General features: G+C 69.9%; 26 protein-coding genes and 1 pseudogene. 15 read left to right on the top strand and 12 right to left on the bottom strand.

The window, feature by feature from the left end; translation table 11 throughout:
* Positions 1 to 17 precede the first annotated feature (17 nt).
* Both ASD47_RS16305 and ASD47_RS16300 read right to left on the bottom strand, forming a co-directional pair.
* Positions 18 to 1,058, bottom strand: coding sequence for a lysine-2,3-aminomutase-like protein (locus tag ASD47_RS16305; protein WP_056758824.1), 1,041 nt, complete (start codon positions 1,056 to 1,058; stop codon positions 18 to 20).
* 212 nt (positions 1,059 to 1,270) lie between these two features.
* On the bottom strand, positions 1,271 to 1,696 hold the full coding sequence (locus tag ASD47_RS16300; protein WP_056758821.1) for a helix-turn-helix domain-containing protein: 426 nt from the start codon (positions 1,694 to 1,696) through the stop codon (positions 1,271 to 1,273).
* A 66-nt stretch (positions 1,697 to 1,762) separates the two neighbouring features.
* On the opposite strand from ASD47_RS16300, the gene ASD47_RS16295 reads away from it, so the two are divergent.
* Positions 1,763 to 2,593: a class I SAM-dependent methyltransferase gene (locus tag ASD47_RS16295; protein ID WP_235525915.1), complete on the top strand. Its 831-nt coding sequence runs from the start codon at positions 1,763 to 1,765 to the stop codon at positions 2,591 to 2,593.
* A 75-nt stretch (positions 2,594 to 2,668) separates the two neighbouring features.
* Here the strand turns inward: ASD47_RS16295 and epmA are convergent, their stop codons facing one another.
* Entirely contained in the window at positions 2,669 to 3,718 is a 1,050-nt protein-coding gene (gene epmA, locus ASD47_RS16290; RefSeq protein WP_056758816.1) for an EF-P lysine aminoacylase EpmA, read from the bottom strand.
* 109 nt (positions 3,719 to 3,827) lie between these two features.
* Here epmA and efp point away from each other — a divergent pair, with 109 nt between their 5' ends.
* Positions 3,828 to 4,397 (top strand): elongation factor P, encoded by a 570-nt coding sequence (gene efp / locus ASD47_RS16285; RefSeq protein WP_028038017.1) that lies wholly within the window; start codon positions 3,828 to 3,830, stop codon positions 4,395 to 4,397.
* A gap of 102 nt (positions 4,398 to 4,499) precedes the next feature.
* Here efp and ASD47_RS16280 read toward each other — a convergent pair whose 3' ends face one another.
* Both ASD47_RS16280 and ASD47_RS16275 read right to left on the bottom strand, forming a co-directional pair.
* The gene (locus tag ASD47_RS16280; protein WP_056758813.1) at positions 4,500 to 5,141 is read right to left on the bottom strand and encodes an NrsF family protein; all 642 of its coding nucleotides are present in this window, start codon (positions 5,139 to 5,141) and stop codon (positions 4,500 to 4,502) included.
* A complete protein-coding gene (locus tag ASD47_RS16275; RefSeq protein WP_056758810.1) occupies positions 5,128 to 5,670 on the bottom strand; it encodes a sigma-70 family RNA polymerase sigma factor in 543 nt (180 codons plus the stop codon). The genes ASD47_RS16280 and ASD47_RS16275 overlap by 14 nt, the downstream gene beginning before the upstream one ends.
* A gap of 217 nt (positions 5,671 to 5,887) precedes the next feature.
* On the opposite strand from ASD47_RS16275, the gene ASD47_RS16270 reads away from it, so the two are divergent.
* From ASD47_RS16270 to ASD47_RS16255, 4 genes are all read left to right on the top strand, one after another.
* Positions 5,888 to 6,175, top strand: coding sequence for a DUF2282 domain-containing protein (locus ASD47_RS16270; protein ID WP_056758807.1), 288 nt, complete (start codon positions 5,888 to 5,890; stop codon positions 6,173 to 6,175).
* A gap of 82 nt (positions 6,176 to 6,257) precedes the next feature.
* Positions 6,258 to 7,118 (top strand): DUF692 domain-containing protein, encoded by an 861-nt coding sequence (locus tag ASD47_RS16265; protein ID WP_056758805.1) that lies wholly within the window; start codon positions 6,258 to 6,260, stop codon positions 7,116 to 7,118.
* Complete coding sequence (locus ASD47_RS16260; protein ID WP_056758802.1) at positions 7,111 to 7,893, top strand: DNA-binding domain-containing protein; 783 nt, start codon at positions 7,111 to 7,113, stop codon at positions 7,891 to 7,893. Before ASD47_RS16265 ends, ASD47_RS16260 begins: the two co-directional genes overlap by 8 nt.
* Positions 7,890 to 8,360 carry a DoxX family protein gene (locus ASD47_RS16255; protein ID WP_156402271.1) on the top strand — a complete coding sequence of 157 codons (471 nt, stop codon included), beginning with the start codon at positions 7,890 to 7,892 and terminating at the stop codon, positions 8,358 to 8,360. Before ASD47_RS16260 ends, ASD47_RS16255 begins: the two co-directional genes overlap by 4 nt.
* A gap of 12 nt (positions 8,361 to 8,372) precedes the next feature.
* Here the strand turns inward: ASD47_RS16255 and ASD47_RS16250 are convergent, their stop codons facing one another.
* Together ASD47_RS16250 and ASD47_RS16245 are read right to left on the bottom strand one after the other, a co-directional pair.
* A complete protein-coding gene (locus ASD47_RS16250) occupies positions 8,373 to 9,008 on the bottom strand; it encodes a DUF2799 domain-containing protein (RefSeq protein ID WP_056758800.1) in 636 nt (211 codons plus the stop codon).
* Between the two features lie 87 nt (positions 9,009 to 9,095).
* Positions 9,096 to 9,686, bottom strand: coding sequence for a tryptophan-rich sensory protein (locus ASD47_RS16245; RefSeq protein ID WP_056758797.1), 591 nt, complete (start codon positions 9,684 to 9,686; stop codon positions 9,096 to 9,098).
* A gap of 82 nt (positions 9,687 to 9,768) precedes the next feature.
* Between ASD47_RS16245 and ASD47_RS16240 the strand changes: the two genes are divergently transcribed.
* Positions 9,769 to 10,266, top strand: coding sequence for a GNAT family N-acetyltransferase (locus ASD47_RS16240; RefSeq protein ID WP_056758794.1), 498 nt, complete (start codon positions 9,769 to 9,771; stop codon positions 10,264 to 10,266).
* 185 nt (positions 10,267 to 10,451) lie between these two features.
* Here the strand turns inward: ASD47_RS16240 and bfr are convergent, their stop codons facing one another.
* The gene (gene bfr, locus ASD47_RS16235) at positions 10,452 to 10,931 is read right to left on the bottom strand and encodes a bacterioferritin (protein WP_056758791.1); all 480 of its coding nucleotides are present in this window, start codon (positions 10,929 to 10,931) and stop codon (positions 10,452 to 10,454) included.
* 143 nt (positions 10,932 to 11,074) lie between these two features.
* Positions 11,075 to 11,260, bottom strand: coding sequence for a bacterioferritin-associated ferredoxin (locus ASD47_RS16230; RefSeq protein ID WP_056758789.1), 186 nt, complete (start codon positions 11,258 to 11,260; stop codon positions 11,075 to 11,077).
* A 216-nt stretch (positions 11,261 to 11,476) separates the two neighbouring features.
* Between ASD47_RS16230 and thiE the strand changes: the two genes are divergently transcribed.
* The gene (thiE, locus tag ASD47_RS16225; RefSeq protein ID WP_056758786.1) at positions 11,477 to 12,136 is read left to right on the top strand and encodes a thiamine phosphate synthase; all 660 of its coding nucleotides are present in this window, start codon (positions 11,477 to 11,479) and stop codon (positions 12,134 to 12,136) included.
* Positions 12,137 to 12,213: 77 nt separating this feature from the next.
* On the top strand, positions 12,214 to 12,621 hold the full coding sequence (locus ASD47_RS16220) for a hypothetical protein (RefSeq protein WP_056758785.1): 408 nt from the start codon (positions 12,214 to 12,216) through the stop codon (positions 12,619 to 12,621).
* A gap of 137 nt (positions 12,622 to 12,758) precedes the next feature.
* Here the strand turns inward: ASD47_RS16220 and ASD47_RS16215 are convergent, their stop codons facing one another.
* Positions 12,759 to 13,571, bottom strand: coding sequence for a sigma-70 family RNA polymerase sigma factor (locus ASD47_RS16215; RefSeq protein ID WP_235525913.1), 813 nt, complete (start codon positions 13,569 to 13,571; stop codon positions 12,759 to 12,761).
* Complete coding sequence (locus ASD47_RS26180; RefSeq protein ID WP_235525911.1) at positions 13,474 to 14,001, bottom strand: hypothetical protein; 528 nt, start codon at positions 13,999 to 14,001, stop codon at positions 13,474 to 13,476. Before ASD47_RS26180 ends, ASD47_RS16215 begins: the two co-directional genes overlap by 98 nt.
* A gap of 546 nt (positions 14,002 to 14,547) precedes the next feature.
* Between ASD47_RS26180 and ASD47_RS16200 the strand changes: the two genes are divergently transcribed.
* Complete coding sequence (locus ASD47_RS16200; RefSeq protein ID WP_056758774.1) at positions 14,548 to 15,348, top strand: inositol monophosphatase family protein; 801 nt, start codon at positions 14,548 to 14,550, stop codon at positions 15,346 to 15,348.
* Between the two features lie 76 nt (positions 15,349 to 15,424).
* On the opposite strand, the gene ASD47_RS16195 is transcribed toward ASD47_RS16200, so the two are convergent.
* A complete protein-coding gene (locus tag ASD47_RS16195) occupies positions 15,425 to 15,844 on the bottom strand; it encodes a hypothetical protein (RefSeq protein WP_056758771.1) in 420 nt (139 codons plus the stop codon).
* A gap of 227 nt (positions 15,845 to 16,071) precedes the next feature.
* Here ASD47_RS16195 and ASD47_RS16190 point away from each other — a divergent pair, with 227 nt between their 5' ends.
* The 5 genes and pseudogenes from ASD47_RS16190 (at position 16,072) to ASD47_RS16175 (ending at position 19,666) form a co-directional block, all read left to right on the top strand.
* Positions 16,072 to 16,542 (top strand): chemotaxis protein CheW, encoded by a 471-nt coding sequence (locus ASD47_RS16190; protein ID WP_056758769.1) that lies wholly within the window; start codon positions 16,072 to 16,074, stop codon positions 16,540 to 16,542.
* Between the two features lie 10 nt (positions 16,543 to 16,552).
* Positions 16,553 to 16,644: pseudogene (locus ASD47_RS28265) on the top strand (hypothetical protein); the annotation flags it as partial.
* Between the two features lie 89 nt (positions 16,645 to 16,733).
* Positions 16,734 to 17,834, top strand: a complete 1,101-nt coding sequence (locus tag ASD47_RS16185) for a Zn-dependent alcohol dehydrogenase (protein WP_056758766.1) — start codon at positions 16,734 to 16,736, stop codon at positions 17,832 to 17,834.
* A 253-nt stretch (positions 17,835 to 18,087) separates the two neighbouring features.
* Positions 18,088 to 19,107, top strand: coding sequence for a beta-eliminating lyase-related protein (locus tag ASD47_RS16180; RefSeq protein WP_056758763.1), 1,020 nt, complete (start codon positions 18,088 to 18,090; stop codon positions 19,105 to 19,107).
* A gap of 67 nt (positions 19,108 to 19,174) precedes the next feature.
* Positions 19,175 to 19,666: a hypothetical protein gene (locus tag ASD47_RS16175; protein WP_056758761.1), complete on the top strand. Its 492-nt coding sequence runs from the start codon at positions 19,175 to 19,177 to the stop codon at positions 19,664 to 19,666.
* The last annotated feature ends 29 nt before the right edge of the window (positions 19,667 to 19,695 follow it).

Here is a 19,695-nt window from a genome sequence, read left to right as displayed (position 1 = left end):
TCCCCGACCGCCGAGCGCTATCCTTTCGGCGGATACAGGTGCGCGCCGCCGTTCGGGTCCTCCACCTCGCCGTCGACCGCCAGGTAGTCCGGACCGATCGGCACCTTGCCGTGGCCGTCGGGGATGTCGAGCACATAGGTCGGCTGGCACAGGCCCGAGAACCGGCCGCGGATCGCGCGCATCAGGGCGCGGCCTTCCGCCACCGTGGTTCGCAGGTGGGCGGTGCCCGGGGCATGGTCGCCGTGGTGCAGGTAGTAGGGCCGGATGCGGCTCTCGACGAAGCCGCGCATCAGGGCGCCCAGCGCCTCGGGGTCGTCGTTGACGCCCTTCAGCAGCACGGTCTGGCTCAGCATCGGGATCCCGCCGTCGATGATCCGGCCGATCGCGGCGCGGGCCGCCGGGGTCAGCTCGCGAACGTGGTTGGCGTGCAGGGCCACATAGACCGTCTTGCCGCTGGCCTTCAGGGCCGCCACCATCTCGTCGGTGACCGCCGCCGGGTCGACCACCGGCACGCGGGTATGGAAGCGCACGACCTTGACGTGGTCGATGGCCGCCAGCCGCTCGCCCAGGTCGCCCAGCCGGCGCGGCGACAGCACCAGCGGGTCGCCGCCGGTGACGATCACCTCCCAGATCTCCGGATGGGCGGCGATGTAGGCGAAGGCGGCGTCCAGCTGGTCCGGGGACAGATTGGCGGCCCCGCCGGGCCCGACCACCTCGCGCCGGAAGCAGAACCGGCAATAGATCGCGCAGGTGTGGGTGGGTTTCAGCAGCACGCGGTCGGGATAGCGGTGGACGATCCCCTCGACCGGGCTGTGGGCGGCGTCGCCGATCGGGTCGGCGACCTCGCCCGGGCTCTCCAGCAGCTCGGCCTCCGACGGCAGGAACTGGCGGCCGATCGGGTCGCTCTGGTTGGCCGGATCGATCAGCTCGGCCATGTCCGGGGTGATCGCCACCGCATAGCGCGCCGCGACGGCTTCCAGCGCGGCCAGGCGCTCGGGGGCGACCAGGCCGACCTCGGCCAGGGCGGCGGCGCTGCGAAGGGTGCGGGCGGCGGTCATGAGGCCGGCGGTATGGCCGATTAGGCCCGTCGGCGCAATGCGACGGGCTCCAGCAACATTCGAGGCCGTGCGTGGTCCTCGTCCTTCGACAAGCTCAGGATGAGGACCAGTTTACAGGCCCGGCGAATAGAAAACCTCATCCTGAGCCTGTCGCCAAAAAAGCTTAGGGGGGACGAGGTTTTCGCCCCCCGGGAGCCGGACGTCGATACGCCCTAACCGAGGTCCTCCACGAACGCCCGCCGCCGGGTCTCGACCGCGCCCTTCAGCAGCCGCCGGAAGGTCGGGCATTCCATGTGGCTGGGCGCGGGACAGGCGGCGGCGTGGCGCAGGCCGTCGCGCAGAGCGGAGAGGCGCCGGACAGTTCGGTCCAGGTCGTCGGCCTTGGCCGACAGCTGGGCGCGGTCCAGGCGCGGCCGGCCCGCCGCGTCGACCATGCCGGCGATCTCGTCCAGCGAGAACCCGGCGGACTGGGCCAGGGCGATCAGCGACAGCCGCTCCAGCACGCCGGCCTCGAACAGGCGCTTCAGGCCGCGCCGGCCGACCGAGGCGATCAGCCCCTTCTCCTCATAATATCGGAGCCTGGACGCCGCCATGCCCGTGGCGCCGGCGACCTGCGCGATGTCGAGAAGTTTCACCATTGACCTCAAGTGGGCTTGAAGTCGTAGCCTCGTCCATAGCTCACCATGAAGCAAGGAGGACCGCGCGTGACACAACCCAACCAGGCCCAGGCCGAACTCTGGAACAACCAGGCTGGCCAGAACTGGGTCGAGCAGAACGCCATGCTCGATCGGCTGTTCGCGCCGTTCGAGCCGTTGCTGGTGGACGCGGTCCAGGGCGCGACGGCGGTGCTCGACATCGGCTGCGGGGCCGGCGCGACCACCTTCGCCGTGGCGCGGAGCCTGGGCGCGCCAGGCCGCTGCACCGGCGCCGACATCTCCGCGCCGCTGATCGAGCTTGCGCGGCGGAAGGCTGTCGAGACCGGCGCCGACAACACCGAGTTCCTGGTCGCCGACGCCCAGCAGCACGCCTTCCAGCCCGCCGCCTTCGACGCGGTGATTTCACGGTTCGGAGTGATGTTCTTCGACGATCCCGTCGCCGCCTTCGCCAACCTGCGGCGAGCGTCACGGACGGACGCGACCTTGGCCTGCATCGTCTGGCGCGGCGCGGCTGAGAACCCGTTCATGACGGCGGCCGAGCGGGCCGCCGCGCCGCTGCTGGCCGAGGCGCCGCCGCGCGATCCCGATGCGCCAGGCCAGTTCGCCTTCGCCGACCGCGACCGGGTCGGCGCCATCCTGTCGGCCGCCGGCTGGCGGGACGTCGACTTCCAGCCGCTGGACGTCGCCTGCGCGATGCCGACGCCGGCCCTGGACACCTACGCCGCCCGCATGGGACCGGTGAGCCTGGTCCTGCCGAGCCTGGACGAGGATCGCCGGCGCGCAGTGGTCGAGGCGGCCAGGCGCGGGTTCGAGCCCTTTGTGATCGACGGCGCCGCGCGGTTCACGGCGGCGTGCTGGAGGGTGCGAGGGCGAGCCTAGACTGATCGCCCCCTCTAATCAGCCGTCATTCCCGCCCTTGTGGGAATGACGATTGGACGGAAATGGCCGACGAACCTACCCCGCCACCGGCGTCCACAGCACCTGGTCCACCCGCGATGCCCCCGCCGCCAGCATCACCAGCCGGTCGAAGCCCAGGGCCGCGCCGGAGGCCTCGGGCATGATCGCCAGGGCCGCCAGGAAATCCTCGTCCAGTGGATAGCGTTCGCCATAGACCCGGGCCTTCTCGTCCATCTCGGCCTCGAAGCGGCGGCGCTGCTCGCCGGCGTCGGTCAGCTCGCCGAAGGCGTTGGCCAGCTCGACGCCGCAGGCATAGAGCTCGAACCGCTCGGCCACCCGCGGGTCGCCGGGCTTGGGCCGGGCCAGGGCGGCCTCGGCGGCCGGATATTCGCAGAGGATGGTCGCGCGGCCGACGCCGAGCTTGGGCTCGACCTTCTCGACGATCACCCGGCTGAACACGTCGGCCCAGGTGTCGTCGTCGGCGACGCGGATCCCGGCGGCGCGCGCCGACGCCGCCAGGGCCGCGCGGTCGGTCTCGCCGCCCGCCCCGATCGAGGCCAGCAGGTCGACCCCCGCGTGACGCTCGAACGCCTCGGCGACCGTCAGCCGTTCAGGCGCGGCGAACGGATCGCAGGCCTGGCCGCGGAAGCGAAACTCAAGCGTTCCCGCCGTTTCCGCCGCCAGGGCCAGCAGGGCCGCGCAGTCGTCCATCAAGGCCTGGTAGGGCTGACCCACCCGGTACCATTCCAGCATGGTGAACTCCGGATGGTGCAGCGCCCCGCGCTCGCGGTTGCGCCAGACCTTGCCGAAATCGAAGATCCGCCGCTCGCCCGCCGCCAGCAGCTTCTTGCACGAGAACTCCGGCGAGGTGTGCAGGTAGAGCGGCGCGCTGTGCCCCGAAAGCGTCAGGGCGGCGGTCTCGAAGGCGTGCAGGTGGGCCTCGTTGCCAGGCGAGACCTGCAGGGCCGCCGTTTCGACCTCCAGGAAGTCGCGCGCCTCGAACCAGGCCCGGAACGCGGCCTTGATCCGGTTGCGGGCCAGCAGGAACGGCCGCCGGTCGGCGTGGTTTTCGGGCCGCCACCAGGGCGAGGCTGAGGGTGCTTGCACGGGAAAGTCCCTGGTCGGGCTGGCGAACTTGGCGAGGATCGCTATAGGAGGGCGATATCCAACGCAAATTCGCGCGGCTTCGGGCCGCCGCGGGATCAAGGACGAACTCGTGACTAAAGTTGCCGCCAGCTCGCTGAGGAAGGGTTCCGTCGTCGATATGGACGGCAAGCTCTACGTGGTCCTCAACGCCGAGAACATCCACCCCGGCAAGGGCACGCCGGTCACCCAGCTGAACATGCGCCGCATTTCGGACGGGGTGAAGGTGTCGGAACGCTACCGCACGACCGAGCAGGTCGAGCGCGCCTTCGTCGACCAGCGCAACCACACCTTCCTGTACCAGGACGGCGAGGGCTACCACTTCATGAACCCGGAAAGCTACGACCAGCTCGTGGCGACCGAGGACGTGGTCGGCGACCTGGGCGCCTATCTGCAGGAGGGCATGACCGTCCAGCTGTCGACGCACAACGAGGTGCCGATCGCCCTGGAACTGCCGCGCACGGTGGTGCTGGAGATCGTCGACACCGAACCGTCGGTGAAGGGCCAGACCGCCAGCTCGTCGTACAAGCCCGCCGTGCTCAGCAACGGCGTGCGCACCATGGTTCCGCCCTATATCGCCGCCGGCACCAAGGTGATCATCCTGACCGAGGACGGCTCGTACCAGGAACGCGCCAAGGACTAAGGTCCATCTTCCTTCTCCCCTTGCGGGAGAAGGTGTCGGCGCCAGCCGACGGATGAGGGGTCGCACCGGCGAAAGCCGTGCGGCCCTTCTTCGTTCAGCCGCTCACCACCGCAGCGCCCACTTCCCCACCACCGCGCCCAGCAGGCCCGTCCCCAGCACCCCCAGGGTATACCAGGTCCCCACGAACACCATGGTGCTCTCGCCGCAATGCAGGCCGTAGACCGTGGCCGCCACCCCGCCGGCGAAGGCGCCGGCCGCGAAGCCGGTCAGGGCCGGGCGGGTCGGGGCCATTCCGCGCAGCACCGCCAGGGTCGCCGCCAGGCCGGGCAGGGCCAGGGTGAGGATGTTGCGGCAGCAGACCTTCCAGGATCCGCCCATCATCATCAGCCGCCGGTGCTCCGCATCGGCGGCCAGCCATTGGCCCAGGCCCATGCCGACGAACACCGCCAGCACCAGGGCCCCGAACAACAGCGCCTTGCGCGGCGCGCCCTCGGGCCGGGCCAGGCGTTCCAGGGCCCAGAAGCCCGCCACGCCCAGCAGGGCGGTATAGGCCGCCTTCATCCAGAACATCCGGCCGGCCATGGCGTCCATCAGGTCGTGACGCGTCCCCAGCCAGGCCAGCACCATGACCAGGGCCGCCAGGGCCGTGGCCACGGCCACGCCGGCGAACCGGCGCTGCACAGCCCCGGCCGGGATGGCGCGCGGGTCGGCCGCCAGCTGATCGATCAGATCATCCGTCCGCACGGCCGCGCATCCTTTCTCCGAGGCTCTTGAGCGCCCGGTGCAGGGCGACCTTGGCCGCGCCCTCGGAGACGCCGGCCCGCTCGCCCGCCTGGGCCAGGCTGAGGCCCTCGATCTTGACGTCGCGCACCAGCTTGCGCTGGCGCTCGGGCAGGGTCTCCAGCGCCCGGTCCAGGTCCATGGCCGAGCCCGGCTCGGGCGCGTAGGCGGCCAGGACCTCGACATAGTCGTCGATCGGCAGGGTCATCCGCACCTTGCGCCGCCGCCAGTGGTCGATCAGCTTGTAGCGGGCCAGGGCGAAGGCCCACGGGGTGAACGGCTGGGCGCGATCATAGGTCGCGCGCCGCGTATGCACCGCCATCAGGGTCTCCTGCACCAGGTCCTCCACATCGCCGGGAGCGTCGCGCATGCGGCGCTCGAAATAGACGCGGAGCCGGCCGCCCAGCTGGGACAGCAGCAGCCGGTAGGCCGGGGCGTCGCCGTCCAGGCCCAGCAGCATCAGCGCCTTCAGGGCGGCTTCGGTTTCCGTCACGCCTCCCCCTTGTTCGCGCGAGACGGGCCGATGGTTACACGCGCCTGCGCACGGCGGGAAAGGGCTTTCGGCACGAGGCGGTTTTCGGGTCCCGGATTTTTTGTTCGGATACCGGTGTAACCTTTCGCCGCCCCCGTCCGTAACTCCTCCTTGACCGCGCAGGACGGGCCGACGAACGGCGCCGGGCGCGGCCAGAACCGACGAAGGAAACGTTCCCATGAGCCTCGTGACCAAGACCCCCGCCCTCGCCCTCGCCGCCGTCTTCGCCCTGAGCGCCGGCGCCGCCATGGCCCGCGACGACATGAAGCCAGCCAAGGTCGAGATGGAAAAGTGCTACGGCGTGGCCAAGGCCGGCCACAACGACTGCAAGGCCGGCGCCGGCACCTCGTGCGCGGGCACCTCCAAGGCCGACTATCAGGGTGACGCCTGGAAGAAGGTCGCCAAGGGCACCTGCACCAGCATCAAGACCCCGAACGGCATGGGCTCGCTGACGCCCAAGGCCTAAGCGCGCCCTTTTCTTCCGCTGTCATCCCGGAGGCGCGCCGCGCTGTCCGGGATGACAGCCGCCCAGCTTCCAGGAAGCGACCATGCGCCCCACCGCCGGCCTCGGCCTCAAGCCGCAGCACTATGCCGACGCCCTCGCGACCGAGGACGAGGGGCTGTGGTTCGAGGTCCATCCCGAGAACTACATGGCCGCCGGCGGGCCGCGCCTGCGGGCGCTGGAGGCGATCCGTCGCCAGCATCCGCTGTCGCTGCACGGGGTGGGCCTGTCCCTGGCCGCCGACGCCGATCCGGACCCGACCCACCTGGCCGCCCTCAAGGCCCTGGCCGACCGGTTCGAGCCGTTCGTGGTCTCAGAGCACCTGGCCTGGAGCGCCTGGCGCGGCGTCCACCAGCCCGACCTCCTGCCCTTCCCCCGCACCCGCGCCGCCCTGGACCGCATCGCCGGCAACATCGGCCGCACCCAGGACGCCCTCGGCCGGACGATCCTGGTCGAGAACCCGTCGCTGTACCTGCCCCTGACCGGCCATGACCTCGACGAGACCGATTTCCTGGCGCAGCTGGCCCGCCGCACCGGCTGCGGCTTGCTGGTCGACGTCAACAACGTGTTCGTCAGCGCCAGCAACCTGGGCTACGCGGCCCAGGCCTATCTGGACGCCCTGCCCGCCGAGGCGATCGGCGAGATCCACCTGGCCGGCCACGGCGCCGATGAGGGCGGTTCGGCCCTGCTGATCGACACCCACGGCGCGCCGGTGGCCGAACCTGTCTGGGCGCTCTACCGCCGCCTGATCGACCGCATCGGCCCGCGCCCGACCCTGATCGAGCGTGACGACGACATCCCGGCCTTCGCGGTGCTGATGGCCGAGCGGGACCGGGCGCATGGACTGCTGACGGGGACAGGCGCATGCGCCTGTCCCCAGCCGGTGCAGGAACCGACCCATGTCTGAGCTGGGCCAGTTCCAGGACGCCTTCGTGGCGGCGCTCCACGCGCGCACCGCCGACCCGATCGCTGGCTGGCTGCCAGGCGGCGATCGGGTAGGCGAGGCCGAGCCCGCCGGCCTGGCCGTCTACCGCAACACCATCGCCAAGGGCTGCGTCGACGCCCTGGCGGCCAATTTCCCGACCGTGGCCAGCCTGGTCGGCGACGACTGGTTCCGCGCCGCCGCCGCCCTGTTCGCCCGCGAGCATCCGCCCGCCAGCGCCGCCCTGCTGGCCTATGGCGAGGCCTTCGCGGACTGGCTGGAGCGCTTCCCGCCGGCCAGCGACCTGCCCTATCTCCCGGCCATGGCCCAGCTTGACCGGATGTGGACCACCGCCCTGTTCGCGCCGGAGGCCGAGCCCCTGGCCGCGGAGGCCTTCGCCCTGGCCCCGGACATCCTGGCCGCCGCTCGCCCGCGCCTGCATCCCAGCCTGGCCTTCGCCTGGTTCGACAGCGGTCTGCCTGGCCTGTGGCTGGCGGCTCGCGAGCCGGCGCCGGGCGAGATGACGCTGTCCGAGGATCCGCAGGGCGCGCTGGTCGTCCGCCCCGACCACGTCGTCCATAGCCGCCGGCTTGACGCGGCCGGCTTCGCCTTCCTGGCCTCCGCCCGTGACGGCGCCGCCCTGGGCGAGGCGATCACCGCCGCCGCGCAGGCCGATCCCGCCGCCGACCTGGCGTCCTTGTTCGCCGCCCTGATCGCCGACGGCGTGTTCGTCGGCCTCGACCTTGGAGATCCCGCATGACCGACCAGATCCTCGCCCCCGCCGCCGCGCGTCCCTGGAGCCGGCCGTTCGACGCCGTGGCCGCCGTGGCCCATCGCGCCCTGCCCGACGACGTGCTGGCCCTGGTCGCGCGCCTGGGGATCGCCTCGGTGTTCTTCCTGTCGGGTCGCACCAAGGTCGACGGGATCCTGCATATCACCGACGGGACCTATTCGCTGTTCGCCGACGACTACGCCCTGCCGCTGATCCCTTCGGACGTCGCCGCCCACCTGGCGACCTACAGCGAGCACCTGTTCTCGATCCTGCTGGTGCTGGGGCTGTTCACCCGGCTCTCGGCCCTGGCCTTCCTGGGCATGACCCTGGTGATCGAGGTCTTCGTCTATCCCGACGCCTGGAGCACCCACCTGTCCTGGGCGGCGATCCTGCTGTTCCTCGTGGCCAGGGGTGGGGGAAGGTGGAGCCTGGATCGCGCGGTGGGAATCCAGTAGGCGTCCGGTCGCCTACCATCCCCCGTACCGCGGCCCGAACCGATGCCGCAGCTCGTCCACCTCGCGCTCGGCGTCGCGGGCGGCCCAGTCGGCGCGGCGGCCATCCTCCACCGCCTGGCGGCGCTCGGCGCGCAGGCGGTTCAGGCGGTCGCGCAGCTCGTGCTTCTGCTCGTCGTTCAGCTTGGGGTTCTTCAGCTCGTCCTCGACGCCGCGCGCCTGGCGGTCACGCTTCTCGGCGCGATTGTCGGCGCTTTCGCGGTCCGATTCCGCCTGGCTGAGGCGCGAGACCGCGTCGTGGACCAGCTGGCCGTCGGCATAGCCGACCAGGAAGCCGCGCTCGGCGTCCGGCGGGCAGACCCCCGCATAGCCGTTGCCGTGGCGGGCCTCGTCGAAGCCGCGGTCCTGGGTGCAATAGAGCCTCAGCCCCTGGTCACGGGCCGCGAAATAGGGCGCCGCCTCGGGGACCACGCCGGTCTTGGCGCAGGCCTTGGCGTGCTCGTCCAGGCGGCTCTGGGGGCGCCCCGCCTGGCCATCCTTGAAGCCGACGCCCGCCCAGTCGCCCTGCAGGCACGCCTCCTTGCTCATGGTGGCGCAGCCCGCCAGGGCGACGACCGCGACGGCGGTTCCCAGGGTCCAAAGACGACGCATGTGAATAGCTCCCCCAAGGCGTGGCTTGGAGGAAGCTAGGGCTTGGCCGCCTGAACGGCCGCTGAACGACGGCGAACCGGCGTTATTCTAGTGGACCGTCACGCGACGCGGACGCTTCCACAGCTCCTCGGTCAGGGCATTGGCGAAGCCCAGCCAGCCCAGATAGGGGCTGTTGAAGCCCGAGGCCGGGGCCACCAGCTTGCGAGCCTGCAGGGCGTAGGCGGCCGAAGCGGCCAGGGACGCGGTGGCGGCTCCCAGCTGTCCGCCCACCCGCTTGGCCCCGAGGGCCAGCCACAGGGCGTTGAAGCCCTGGACCAGACTCCAGAGGGTGAGCGCCCGGGTGCGGGTGGGACTGGACGGCGCGTTCCAGATGCGCAGGCCCGACAGGGTCATGGCGATGAACAGCGGCGGCAGGATCAGGCTGGTCAGCATCTTGGGCTGGTGGGCGACCGGCTCGTGCATCTCGGCGTAGCCGACCGCATATTCCTCGTCGTCGATCATCCGCTCGTGCCGGCGGCCCAGGACCGTCGACAGCAGGATCGCCCCGCCGGCCACCGCCAGTCCCAGGGCCAGCTGGGCGCCCGCCGTGGCGGCGGTGTCGGCCTTGGCGTCGATCTCGAACGACTCGCGGCCGGCGAGAGTCCGCCTCCCGTGGGATTTGCCGTTCGGGATGTGCATGACGGGACTCCTCGCTAAACATGCTTGTAACCGTCTAGCTGGACCTTGGTTCCCAAGCGGGGCAACGGTTTGTGAGGTCGCCATGATCGTTTTGCGCTCCGCTCGTCCCGAAGAGATCGAGACGATCCGCGCGCTCGAACGCGCCTCGGCCCAGCGCTTCGTCGGGCTCATGGACGCCCTGGTCGCCGACGAACCCCGCCCGGCCGCCGTGTTGGCGGCGCGGATCGCCGACGGCGGCTTGGTCGTGGCGGTCGAGCACCAGGCCATCGCCGGCTTCGCGATGTTCCGGCCGGTGGAACACCGTCTCTATGTCGAGCAGATCGACGTCCTGCCGGCCTTCGCGGGCCGCCGGATCGGCGCGGCGTTGCTGGACGCGGTGACCGAACAGGCGCGGACCGCCGGCCTGGTCGGCCTGTCGCTGTCGACCTTCCGCAAGATCCCCTGGAACGCGCCCTACTACCGGCGGCTGGGGTTCGTCGAGGTGGCGGCGCTGACGCCTGCGATGGCGGCGATCCGGGCGGAACACCTGGCGCGCGGGCTGGACGAGGACGCGCGGGTGTTCATGGTGCGGGACGTTTAGGTGTCCTCCCCCAAACCCAGCAACTCGTCATCCCGGGCCTTGTGCCCGGGCCCCCTAGTTCAGCTGACGGTGCGCTGCCTTGGCGCGCCGGCGCGCCACACCACTGCACCTGCGGCGGATAGAGGGGTTCCGGGCACAAGGCCCGGAATGACGGTGCTTTATTGGGATAGGCTCTCGCCTTCGACCTAGGCCGGCAACTCGCCCACGGCGCTCTGCAGGTAGTTCTGCTCGCCCAGCGCCTTGACCAGGCCCAGCTGCATCTCGAGGAAGTCGATATGCTCCTCGGTGTCGCTGAGGATCTCGCGCAGCAGCTCGCGGCTGACATAGTCGCGGGCGGTCTCGCACTGGATGATGCCGGGGATCAGGGTCTCGCGGCCGCCCAGCTCGACCGACAGGTCGCTGGCCAGGCACTCGGGCACGGTCTCGCCGATCTTCAGCTTGTGCAGGTCCTGCAGGTTGGGCAGGCCTTCCAGGAACAGGATGCGGTTGATCAGCTTGTCGGCGTGCTTCATCTCGCCGATCGACTCGTCATAGGTGATCTTGCCCAGACGCTTGAAGCCCCAGTTGTCGTACATCCGCGCGTGCAGGAAGTACTGGTTGACCGCCGTCAGCTCGTTGGTGAGCACCGCGTTCAAGAGCCGGATGATCCCGGGATCGCCTTGCATGGCGGCCTCCTCAGATAAAGATTCGGCGCGACCGTGATCGATCGGAACGCGAGCTTCAACCGCTATGTGTGCAAGTGTTTCTCAGCCTCACGGAAAAGCGTGAGACTGCTTCGCGATCGCTGATTTTGGGTCGATCCGGCCGGTTATTCGGCCGCGTAGGCCAGGGCCTGGCGGTTGTCCTGGATCATCTGCCGCATCTCGCAGACGCACTTGGCGCACTGGGCCCGGCAGCCCTTGTGACGGAACACGTCGGCCGGGCGGGTGGCCCCGGCGTCGATGGCGGCGCGGACTTCCCGCTCGCGAATGCCGTTACAGTTGCAGACGTACAAGGCCGCAGGTCCCGCCGAATGATTGTCATTCTCATGTAGCCCAGGCGCGGAGCTTTTGCAACTGACTCGCAGTGCGACAAACCCCCTCAGTCGCTACGCGACAGCTCCCCCAGTGGGGGAGCATCTGCTCGGACCAAATCCTCCCCCTTTTGGGGGAGGTGGCCCGAAGGGCCGGAGGGGGCTGCGTCAGCGGGCAAATCGGCGTAATCCGCACCCATGACCGACTGCCGCCTCTATCTGATCACCCCGCCGGCCCTGGACGACCTGGCCGGCTTCGGCCGAGACCTGGCCGCCGCCCTGGACGGCGGCGACGTGGCCGCGCTGCAGATCCGCCTGAAGGACGCGCCGGACGAGGCCGTCGCCGCCGCCGTCCAGGCGCTCGCCCCCATCGCCCGCGCGCGTGAGGTGGCGGTGATCCTCAACGACCGGCCGGACCTGGCCGCGCGGCTGGGCTGCGACGGCGTCCATGTCGGCCAGAGCGACACGCCCTTCAAGGAGGCCCGCAAGATCATGGGCCCCGGGGCGATGATCGGCGTCACCTGCCACGACAGCCGCCACCTGGCCATGGAGGCCGCCGAGGCCGGAGCCGACTACGTGGCCTTCGGGGCCTTCTTCCCGACCACCACCAAGGAGGCCCCGACCACCGCCGATCCCGAGATCCTGTCAATCTGGCAGGAAACCATGGAAGTCCCCTCGGTGGCGATCGGCGGGATCACCGCCGACAACGCCGCCGGCCTGGCCGCGGCGGGCGCCGACTTCCTGGCCGTCTCGGCCGGGGTCTGGAAGCACGCCGGCGGGCCCGCGGCCGGCGTCGCGGCGATCAACGCCGCCATCGCCCGGGGCCTTGAAGCGCGCCTCGCGGTCCGGAGCGAATAACATCGTTCTTCGACCTTGCCGCTCAAGCTTGCCGGGCGTAGCCTCTCCCCAGTGATAAAAATACGGGGAGGACGCTCATGTGGCGGCTTGGTCTGTGTTTGCTTGGCGTCACCGTCCTGGCGACGGCCGGTCCCGCCCGGGCGGAAGACTGGAAGCCCTCGCCCGGCGAGGCGAAGACCTTCTACGACGCCGATTTCATGCGGGTGGACCAGACGTCCGGCCTGATCGTGGTGCGCATCGCCGAGGGCCGGCCCAACGGCCCCTACAAGGCCTGGCCGGCCGGCAAGGGCCCGATTATGGTCTTCGCCCTGGATTGCGCCACCGACAAGTGGATCGACCTGGGCATGGACTTCACCGGCGACCAGGGCCTGCCCAAGGGTTGGCGCATGGGCGAGAAGATCGAGGACATCAAGGGCGCCGCCGGCGGCGCCGGCCGCGTGGCCTGCGAGACCAAGGACACCCTGCAGAAGGTGAGCCTGCCTTAGACGTCGAGGCCCTGCGTCCTTCGAGGCCCGCCCTCCTTAGGCAAGAATGGGCGGGCGCCTCAGGATGAGGAACCCTGTGCCGACCTCCTCATCCTGAGGTGCGAGCCAAGGGCGAGCCTCGAAGGACGCACGACGGCTCAGCTATTCAGCAGCGCCAGCTTCTGCGGGTTGCGCATCGTGTAGACCGCCGCGATGCGGCCGTCGGCGATCTCCAGGCCCATGGTCTGGAACACCACGCCGTCGTGGCTGAGCACAATGCCGGGGGCGCCGTTGATCCGCGCCAGGCGGGCGGCCGTGCCCTCCGGAGCCGGCCACTTCTTCTTGATGCCCATCAGCAGGCGCACGGCCTTCTCCAGGCCCGACACGGGGTTGAGGTTGGCGCTGACCACGCCGCCGCCGTCGGCGTGCAGGACGACGTCCTGGGCCAGGATCCCACGCAGCAGGCTCTCGTCGCCGCTCAGGGCCGCGGTCAGGAAGGCGCTGGTCAGGCGCTGTTCCTCCTCGGCGGTGGGGCGGTAGCGCGGCTTGCCGGCCTTGACGTGCTCGCGGGCCCGGGCGGCCAGTTGGCGGCAGGCGGCCTCGCCGCGTCCCAGGGTCTTGGCCACCTCGGCGAAGGGCAGGTCGAACACATCGTGCAGCAGGAAGGCGGCGCGCTCCAGCGGGGTCAGGCGCTCCAGGGCCAGCAGGAAAGCCACCGACAGGTCCTCGCCCAGGCGCTCGTGGTCGTCGTCGACCACCGGCTCGGGCAGCCACTCGCCGACATAGACCTCGCGCCGGGCGCGGGCCGACTTCAGCCGGTCCAGGCACAGGCGGGTGACGACCTTGTTCAGGAAGCCGGCCGGGTTGGCGACCTCACCGGCCGCGACGCCGCGCCAGCGGATCCAGGCGTCCTGGACCACGTCCTCGGCGTCGGCCCGCGAGCCCAGCATGCGGTAGGCGAGGCCCGTCATCGCCCCGCGCCGTTCCTCGAAGATGGAATCCTGCTGACTCATGCCGTCCTCTTCTGGCGCCGAACGCACGATCGCACCACCAGCAGGCTGACGATCGCCGGCAGGAACACGCCCGGGAAGTCCCGGGCAGCAGCGGCCAAGGCAGGCCCGCGCCGCAGAACGGGGTGATCAGGTGGATGGCGGCGTGCAGGGTCAGGAAGGCCGCCGCGGCGATCGCCACGCCCAGCCCGCGCGCCGGGTCCCGCACCGCCCAGCCCAGGGCCACGGCGCAGGCCAGATAGGCGGCGCCGATGTCGCGCACGAAGTGGTCGTTCAGCGGCCCGGTCTCGATCACCCCTGGCACGCGCGGATACCACCAGGCCGGGGCCAGCATCATCACCGCGCCGTTGATCGCCAGGATGGCCGGCAGGATCCATTTCGCCCATTGCATCGTCACGCCCTCCGTTGTTCAGAAGCAGGACGAGATTGGCGCCGTAGATGTGACAAGGCGGCGTGGGAATCCGCGCTTAGGTTGCCGGAAAGGGTGAAGCTCGCCAAGCTGCGCAGGAAATCGATACGACGGACAGCATGAAAACCCGTTTGAAACTTGTCGCCTTGGTCCTTCTGGCTCTCGCAGCGTTCGGAGCCCTGAACCTTCCGGCCGGAAACCCAATCATCCCGCGAGACGCGGTCCAGGTGACCGTCCAAGTCAGGTCTGGGGACATCGTGGACGTGGCGGACCCCAGAATCGTCAAGGCGCTGCTGATCGCCTTCGGCCTACTGGTGCTGGGCGTGCTGGCCTGGGTGGCGCGCCATCTCCATTGTCGCGACCGCAAGCCCGGCGCCTGAGCGCGACAAAATCCCCTCGCCTTGCTTTCGGCGGCCCAGGCGACTAGGTATCGCGCCCACTTTCCCGATCTTTCTATCCGCCCGCATGCATATCCCCCGCCGTCATCCTCATGACGCTGCGCAGGGGGAACTATGAGGAACACCCGCCTTGGCCACCGCTTCCGCCCTCCTGAACGTGATGATCGACGCCGCTCGCAAGGCGGCCCGCGGCCTGGCCCGTGACTTCGGCGAAGTCACCGAGCTGCAGGTGTCCAAGAAGGGCCCCGCCGACTTCGTCACCGCCGCCGACCAGAAGGCCGAGCAGGTGATCTTCGAAATCCTGGAGAAGGCCCGCCCCGGCTACGGCTTCCTGGGCGAGGAGCGCGGCCTCGTCGAGGGCACTGACAAGACCCACACCTGGATCGTCGACCCGCTGGACGGCACCACCAACTTCCTGCACGGCATCCCGCACTTCGCGGTCAACATCGCCCTGCAGCGCGAGGGCGAGGTGGTGGCCGGCGTCACCTACAACCCCATCACCAACGACCTGTTCTGGGTCGAAAAGGGCAAGGGCGCCTATCTGGGCGCGGAGAAGCGCCTGCGCGTCGCCGCCCGCCGCCACCTGGACGAAACCGTCCTGGCCACCGGCGTGCCGTTCCTGGGCAAGCCCGGCCACGCCCAGTTCCTCAAGGAACTGCACCAGATCAGCCAGAAGGTCGCCGGCGTGCGCCGCTTCGGCTCAGCCGCCCTGGACCTGGCCTGGGTCGCGGCCGGCCGCTTCGACGGCTACTGGGAGCGCAACATCAAGCCGTGGGACGTGGCGGCCGGCGTGCTGATGGTCACCGAGAGCGGCGGCAAGGTCAGCACCATCGAGGAGCACGGCGACCCGGTGGCCGGCGTCTCGATCCTGGCCTCGAACCAGGAGCTGCACCCGCTGGTGCTGGAGCGGCTGCAAGCGGCGGCGGGGTAAAGCCAACCCGCTGCTCCAAACCGAAAAACGCCCCGGGTGCGAACCCGGGGCGTCTTCGTGTCGGTGTGGACCCCGCCTAGCGGCAGACGGTCCGCTCGTAGACCGAACCGCTGTAGCGGTCGTAGTCGCGGGTGGTCCAGCAGTCGCGGCCGTAGCCGTAACCCCGGCCATAGCCGTAACCGTAGGGGCGTCCGTAGCCGTAGCCGCCGTAGTAGCGCGGCGGGGGCGGCGGCGGGGCGTAGCCGTAGCTGTAGCCGCTCCGATAGTGGTTGTTGCCGTTGCCGGCGATCGCCGCGCCCAGGGCCAGGCCGACGATGCCGCCAGCGATGGCGACGCCGGCGTCGTTGCCGTGATGATGGTGACGGCCGCCGTAGTAGCCGCCATAGCCGCCGTGACGGTAGCCTTGGGCCGAGGCGGCGCTGGCGCCGGCGACCATGGCCAGGGCCGCGACGCCCGCGGCGACACGGCCGATCGTGGTCTTCAGATTGCGGGTCATGACGCTGTTCCTTCCTGGAGGAGGCGTTCGGATACGTCCCATCTCCTTCTTGAGACCATCCTCGGACCCAGCGGCTGAACGCAGGCTGAACGGGGCCGTCAGCTTCGGCGACCGTGGCCTGCGGTCCTAAATCCTTGAAACAAGCCGATTGATTCACCTTTCCGCGCGAGGATGCGGCCAAGACGGCGCCCAGAACGGGCGGCGACAGGCTTGAAGGCGACCAGGCGATGTCCAGGAACGTGGCTTATGCGGCCGGCGAGGATCTGCAGATCCTGTCGTTCGAAGTCGGGACCCAGACCTATGGCGTGCCCGTTGGCGCGGTTCGCGAGATCCGCGGCGTGACCCCGGCCACCCCGCTGCCGGACGCGCCGCCCTATGTGCGCGGGGTCATCAACCTGCGCGGCCAGGTGATGCCGGTCATCGACCTGTCCGAACGCCTGGGCAAGGGCGTGGCCGCCGACAGCGCCCGCCAGGTGATCATCGTGGTCGAGCACCACGACGACGTCGCCGGCCTGCTCGTCGACGCCGTCTGCGACAGCTTCATCGTCTCGGCCGACGCCATCAGCCCCCCGCCCCCGCTGGGCGAGGACGCCGCCTCGCCCCTGGTGGCGGCAGTGATCACCACCGAGGCGGCCATGATCGTGCTGCTGGCCGTGGACGCCATCCCGCCCGAACGCAAGGTGGCCATCGCGGCGTAAGGCTTGCCGCATCCTCGTCCTTCGACAAGCTCAGGATGAGGATGAATTCGAACGCGGCGCATCCATCATCCTCATCCTGAGCTTGTCGAAGGACGAGGGCGACGCCCTCTCCGAACATTTGTTCGAACACCCCTTCCTTCGCCCCCCGCCCGCCCGCTAGGGTCTCCCGAAACGAACTAGGGAGATCGCCAATGAAGGCCGCCGTTCTGCGCGAAGTGGGCAAGCCGCTCACGATCGAGGAGGTCTCGATCGGCAAGCCGGGTCCGCGCGAGGTGCTGATCCGCACCAAGGCCGCCGGCGTCTGCCACTCCGACCTGCACTTCGTCGAAGGCTCCTATCCCCATCCTCTGCCCGCCGTGCTGGGCCACGAGAGCGCCGGGATCGTCGAGGCGGTCGGGTCCGAGGTCCGCACCGTCAAGGTGGGCGACCACGTGATCACCTGCCTCAGCGCCTATTGCGGCCACTGCGAGGTCTGCCTGACCGGCCATATGAGCCTGTGCATCAGCCCGGAAACCAAGCGCGCCAAGGGCGAGGAACCGCGACTGTTCCGCGAGGACCTGTCCAGATCCGGCGACACGAAGATGGCCCAGTTCCTGAACCTGTCGTCGTTCGCCGAGCAGATGCTGGTGCACGAGCACGCCTGCGTCGCCATCCGCCGCGACATGCCGTTCGACCGCGCCGCCCTGATCGGCTGCTCGGTGATGACCGGCGTCGGGGCGGTGATCCACACCTCGGGCGTGCGGCCCGGCGAGACCGTGGCGGTGATCGGCTGCGGCGGCGTGGGCCTGGCGACCATCAACGGGGCGGCCATGGCCGGGGCCGGCCGGATCATCGCCATCGACCGCATCCACAGCAAGCTGGAGCTGGCCAGACAGTTCGGGGCCACCGACGTGATCGACGCCGGGGCCGACGATCCGGTCAAGGCCGTGCAGGAGCTGACCGGCGGCGGCGTCCATCACAGCTTCGAGGCCATCGGCCTGAAGGTCACCGCCGAGCAGGCGTTCAAGATGCTGCGTCGGGGCGGCACCGCCAACATCATCGGCATGATCCCGGTCGGCACGATGATCGAGCTGCACGGCCCCGACTTCCTGGGCGAGAAGAAGATCCAGGGCAGCTTCATGGGCAGCAACCGCTTCCCGGTCGACATGCCCCGCCTGGTCGACGCCTATATGGGCGGCAAGCTGAAGCTGGACGAACTGATCTCGCGGCGCATCAAGCTGGAGGACGTCAACTCGGCCTTCGACGAACTGAAGCGGGGTGAACTGGCGCGGTCGGTGATCGTGTTCGATTGATCCCTCGCAGATCCAATCTCTAGCTCGATCGTCATCCCGGGCCTCGTGCCCGGGCCCCCTGGTTCAGCTGACACGTGAGACGCAAGCGGTTCGCCAGCGAACCGCCCCTCCCGCACCTACGACGGATAGAGGGATCCCGGGCACGAGGCCCGGGATGACGAAGCTGAGGTGATCGGGGAGACGCTCTTGCCCTAGACGCTCCCGCCTCCGCCATGGCATCGGAAACACCCCACGCCTCCACCGAGACTCCCCCATGGCCCGTTACGACTTCGCCTCCGACAACGTCGCCGGGGCCATGCCGGAAGTCATCGCCGCGATCGTCGCCGCCAATGAAGGCACGGCGTCGGGCTATGGGACCGACCATGTCAGCGCCGCCGCCGCCGACCGGATCCGCGCCCTGCTGGACGCCGACGCCGAGGTGCGGTTCACCGCCTCGGGCACGGCCGCCAACGCCTTCGCCCTGACCTGCCTGGCCCAGCCGCACGAGGCGATGCTGGCCCACGAGCACGCCCATATCTGCACCGACGAGACCGGCGCGCCGGGCTTCTTCGGCCAGGGCGTGGGCCTGATCGGCCTGCCCGGCGCCTCGGGCAAGATCGCCTTGCCGGGGCTGGAGCTGGCCCTGGCCGAGCCTGACGTCTCGTACCGCCAGCCGGCCGCCGCCCTGTCCCTGACCAACGCCACCGAGTACGGCACGGTTTACAGCGCCGACGACCTGGCCGCCCTGATCGCGCCGGTCAAGGCGAGGGGTTACGGCGTCCATCTGGACGGGGCGCGGCTGGCCAACGCCGTGGCGGCGGGCTTCGACCTCAGGCGGGTGGCGAAGATCGGCGTGGACATCGTGGTGATCGGCGGCACCAAGGCCGGCTCGACCCCGACCGAGGCCGTGGTGTTCCTGGACAAGGCCTTGGCCCGACGCCTGGACGCCCGCCTCAAGCACGCCGGCCAGCTGGTCTCCAAGGGCCGGTTCCTGTCCGCGCCATGGCTGGGCCTGCTGGGCGAGGCCGGCGACGGCGGGCCCTGGGCCGCCCGCGCGGCCCATGCCAACGCCATGGCGCGGAAGCTGGCCGCCCTGATGCCCTTCCCCCTGCGCCATCCGGTCGAGGCCAACGGCCTGTTCGTCGACATGGACGACGCGGCCCTAGAGCGCCTGCGTGCGCGGGGCTGGTTCGTCTACCGCTTCCTGGACGGCACGGCCCGCTTCATGTGCTCCTGGGCCACGACGCCGGAGATGGTCGAGGAACTGGGCGAGGCGCTGAAGGCGGTGGCCTGAAGCTAAGCCGTTGAGTTCACCCAGGCCGCCACCTAAGATACGCGCCAGATCAGCCGCGAGGAATGGAATGGCGCTGCACGGAAAGTTCGCTTCGGCGGCTTTGGGCCTGATCGTCATGCTGGGCGCTTCGCCCGCCCCAGCGCAAATTTCCGCCCAGGCCGCCGCCCCGACTGGAAGCGAGAACGTCTTCATCTTCCGCGCCTACGCCGAACCAACCCTGTGGTCGACGACCCTGAAGATCGATGGCCGCAACGTCGCCACCCTGAAGCAGAACAGCTTCACCGCGGTTCAGGTCGCTGCTGGAGCCCACAAGCTCAAACTCGGCTGGCCTCTGCTTTCGGCGCAGAACAACGCCGAACTCCAAGTCGATATCGAGCCGGACAAGACCTACTACTTCGCCATCATCGGCGCGGCCGGCATCGACCACGTCGAAGGCAACATCATCTACGTCAGGGACGGGTCCGGTTTCGTGCCCGTCGAGCCGGAAAAAGGCGCGCCGGCGATCCAGGCCTGCTGCACATTCACCGCGCCGGCTGCTGTGAGACGTTCGGGAGACTAGCGGCGCGCATTGGCGACAGTGACCCGCTC

The sequence above is a fragment of the Caulobacter sp. Root1472 genome (assembly GCF_001426985.1).
Taxonomy (GTDB): Bacteria; Pseudomonadota; Alphaproteobacteria; order Caulobacterales; family Caulobacteraceae; genus Caulobacter; species Caulobacter rhizosphaerae.
Note: the sequence above shows the minus strand (reverse complement) of the source record. Positions and strands in the feature narration are given on the sequence as shown.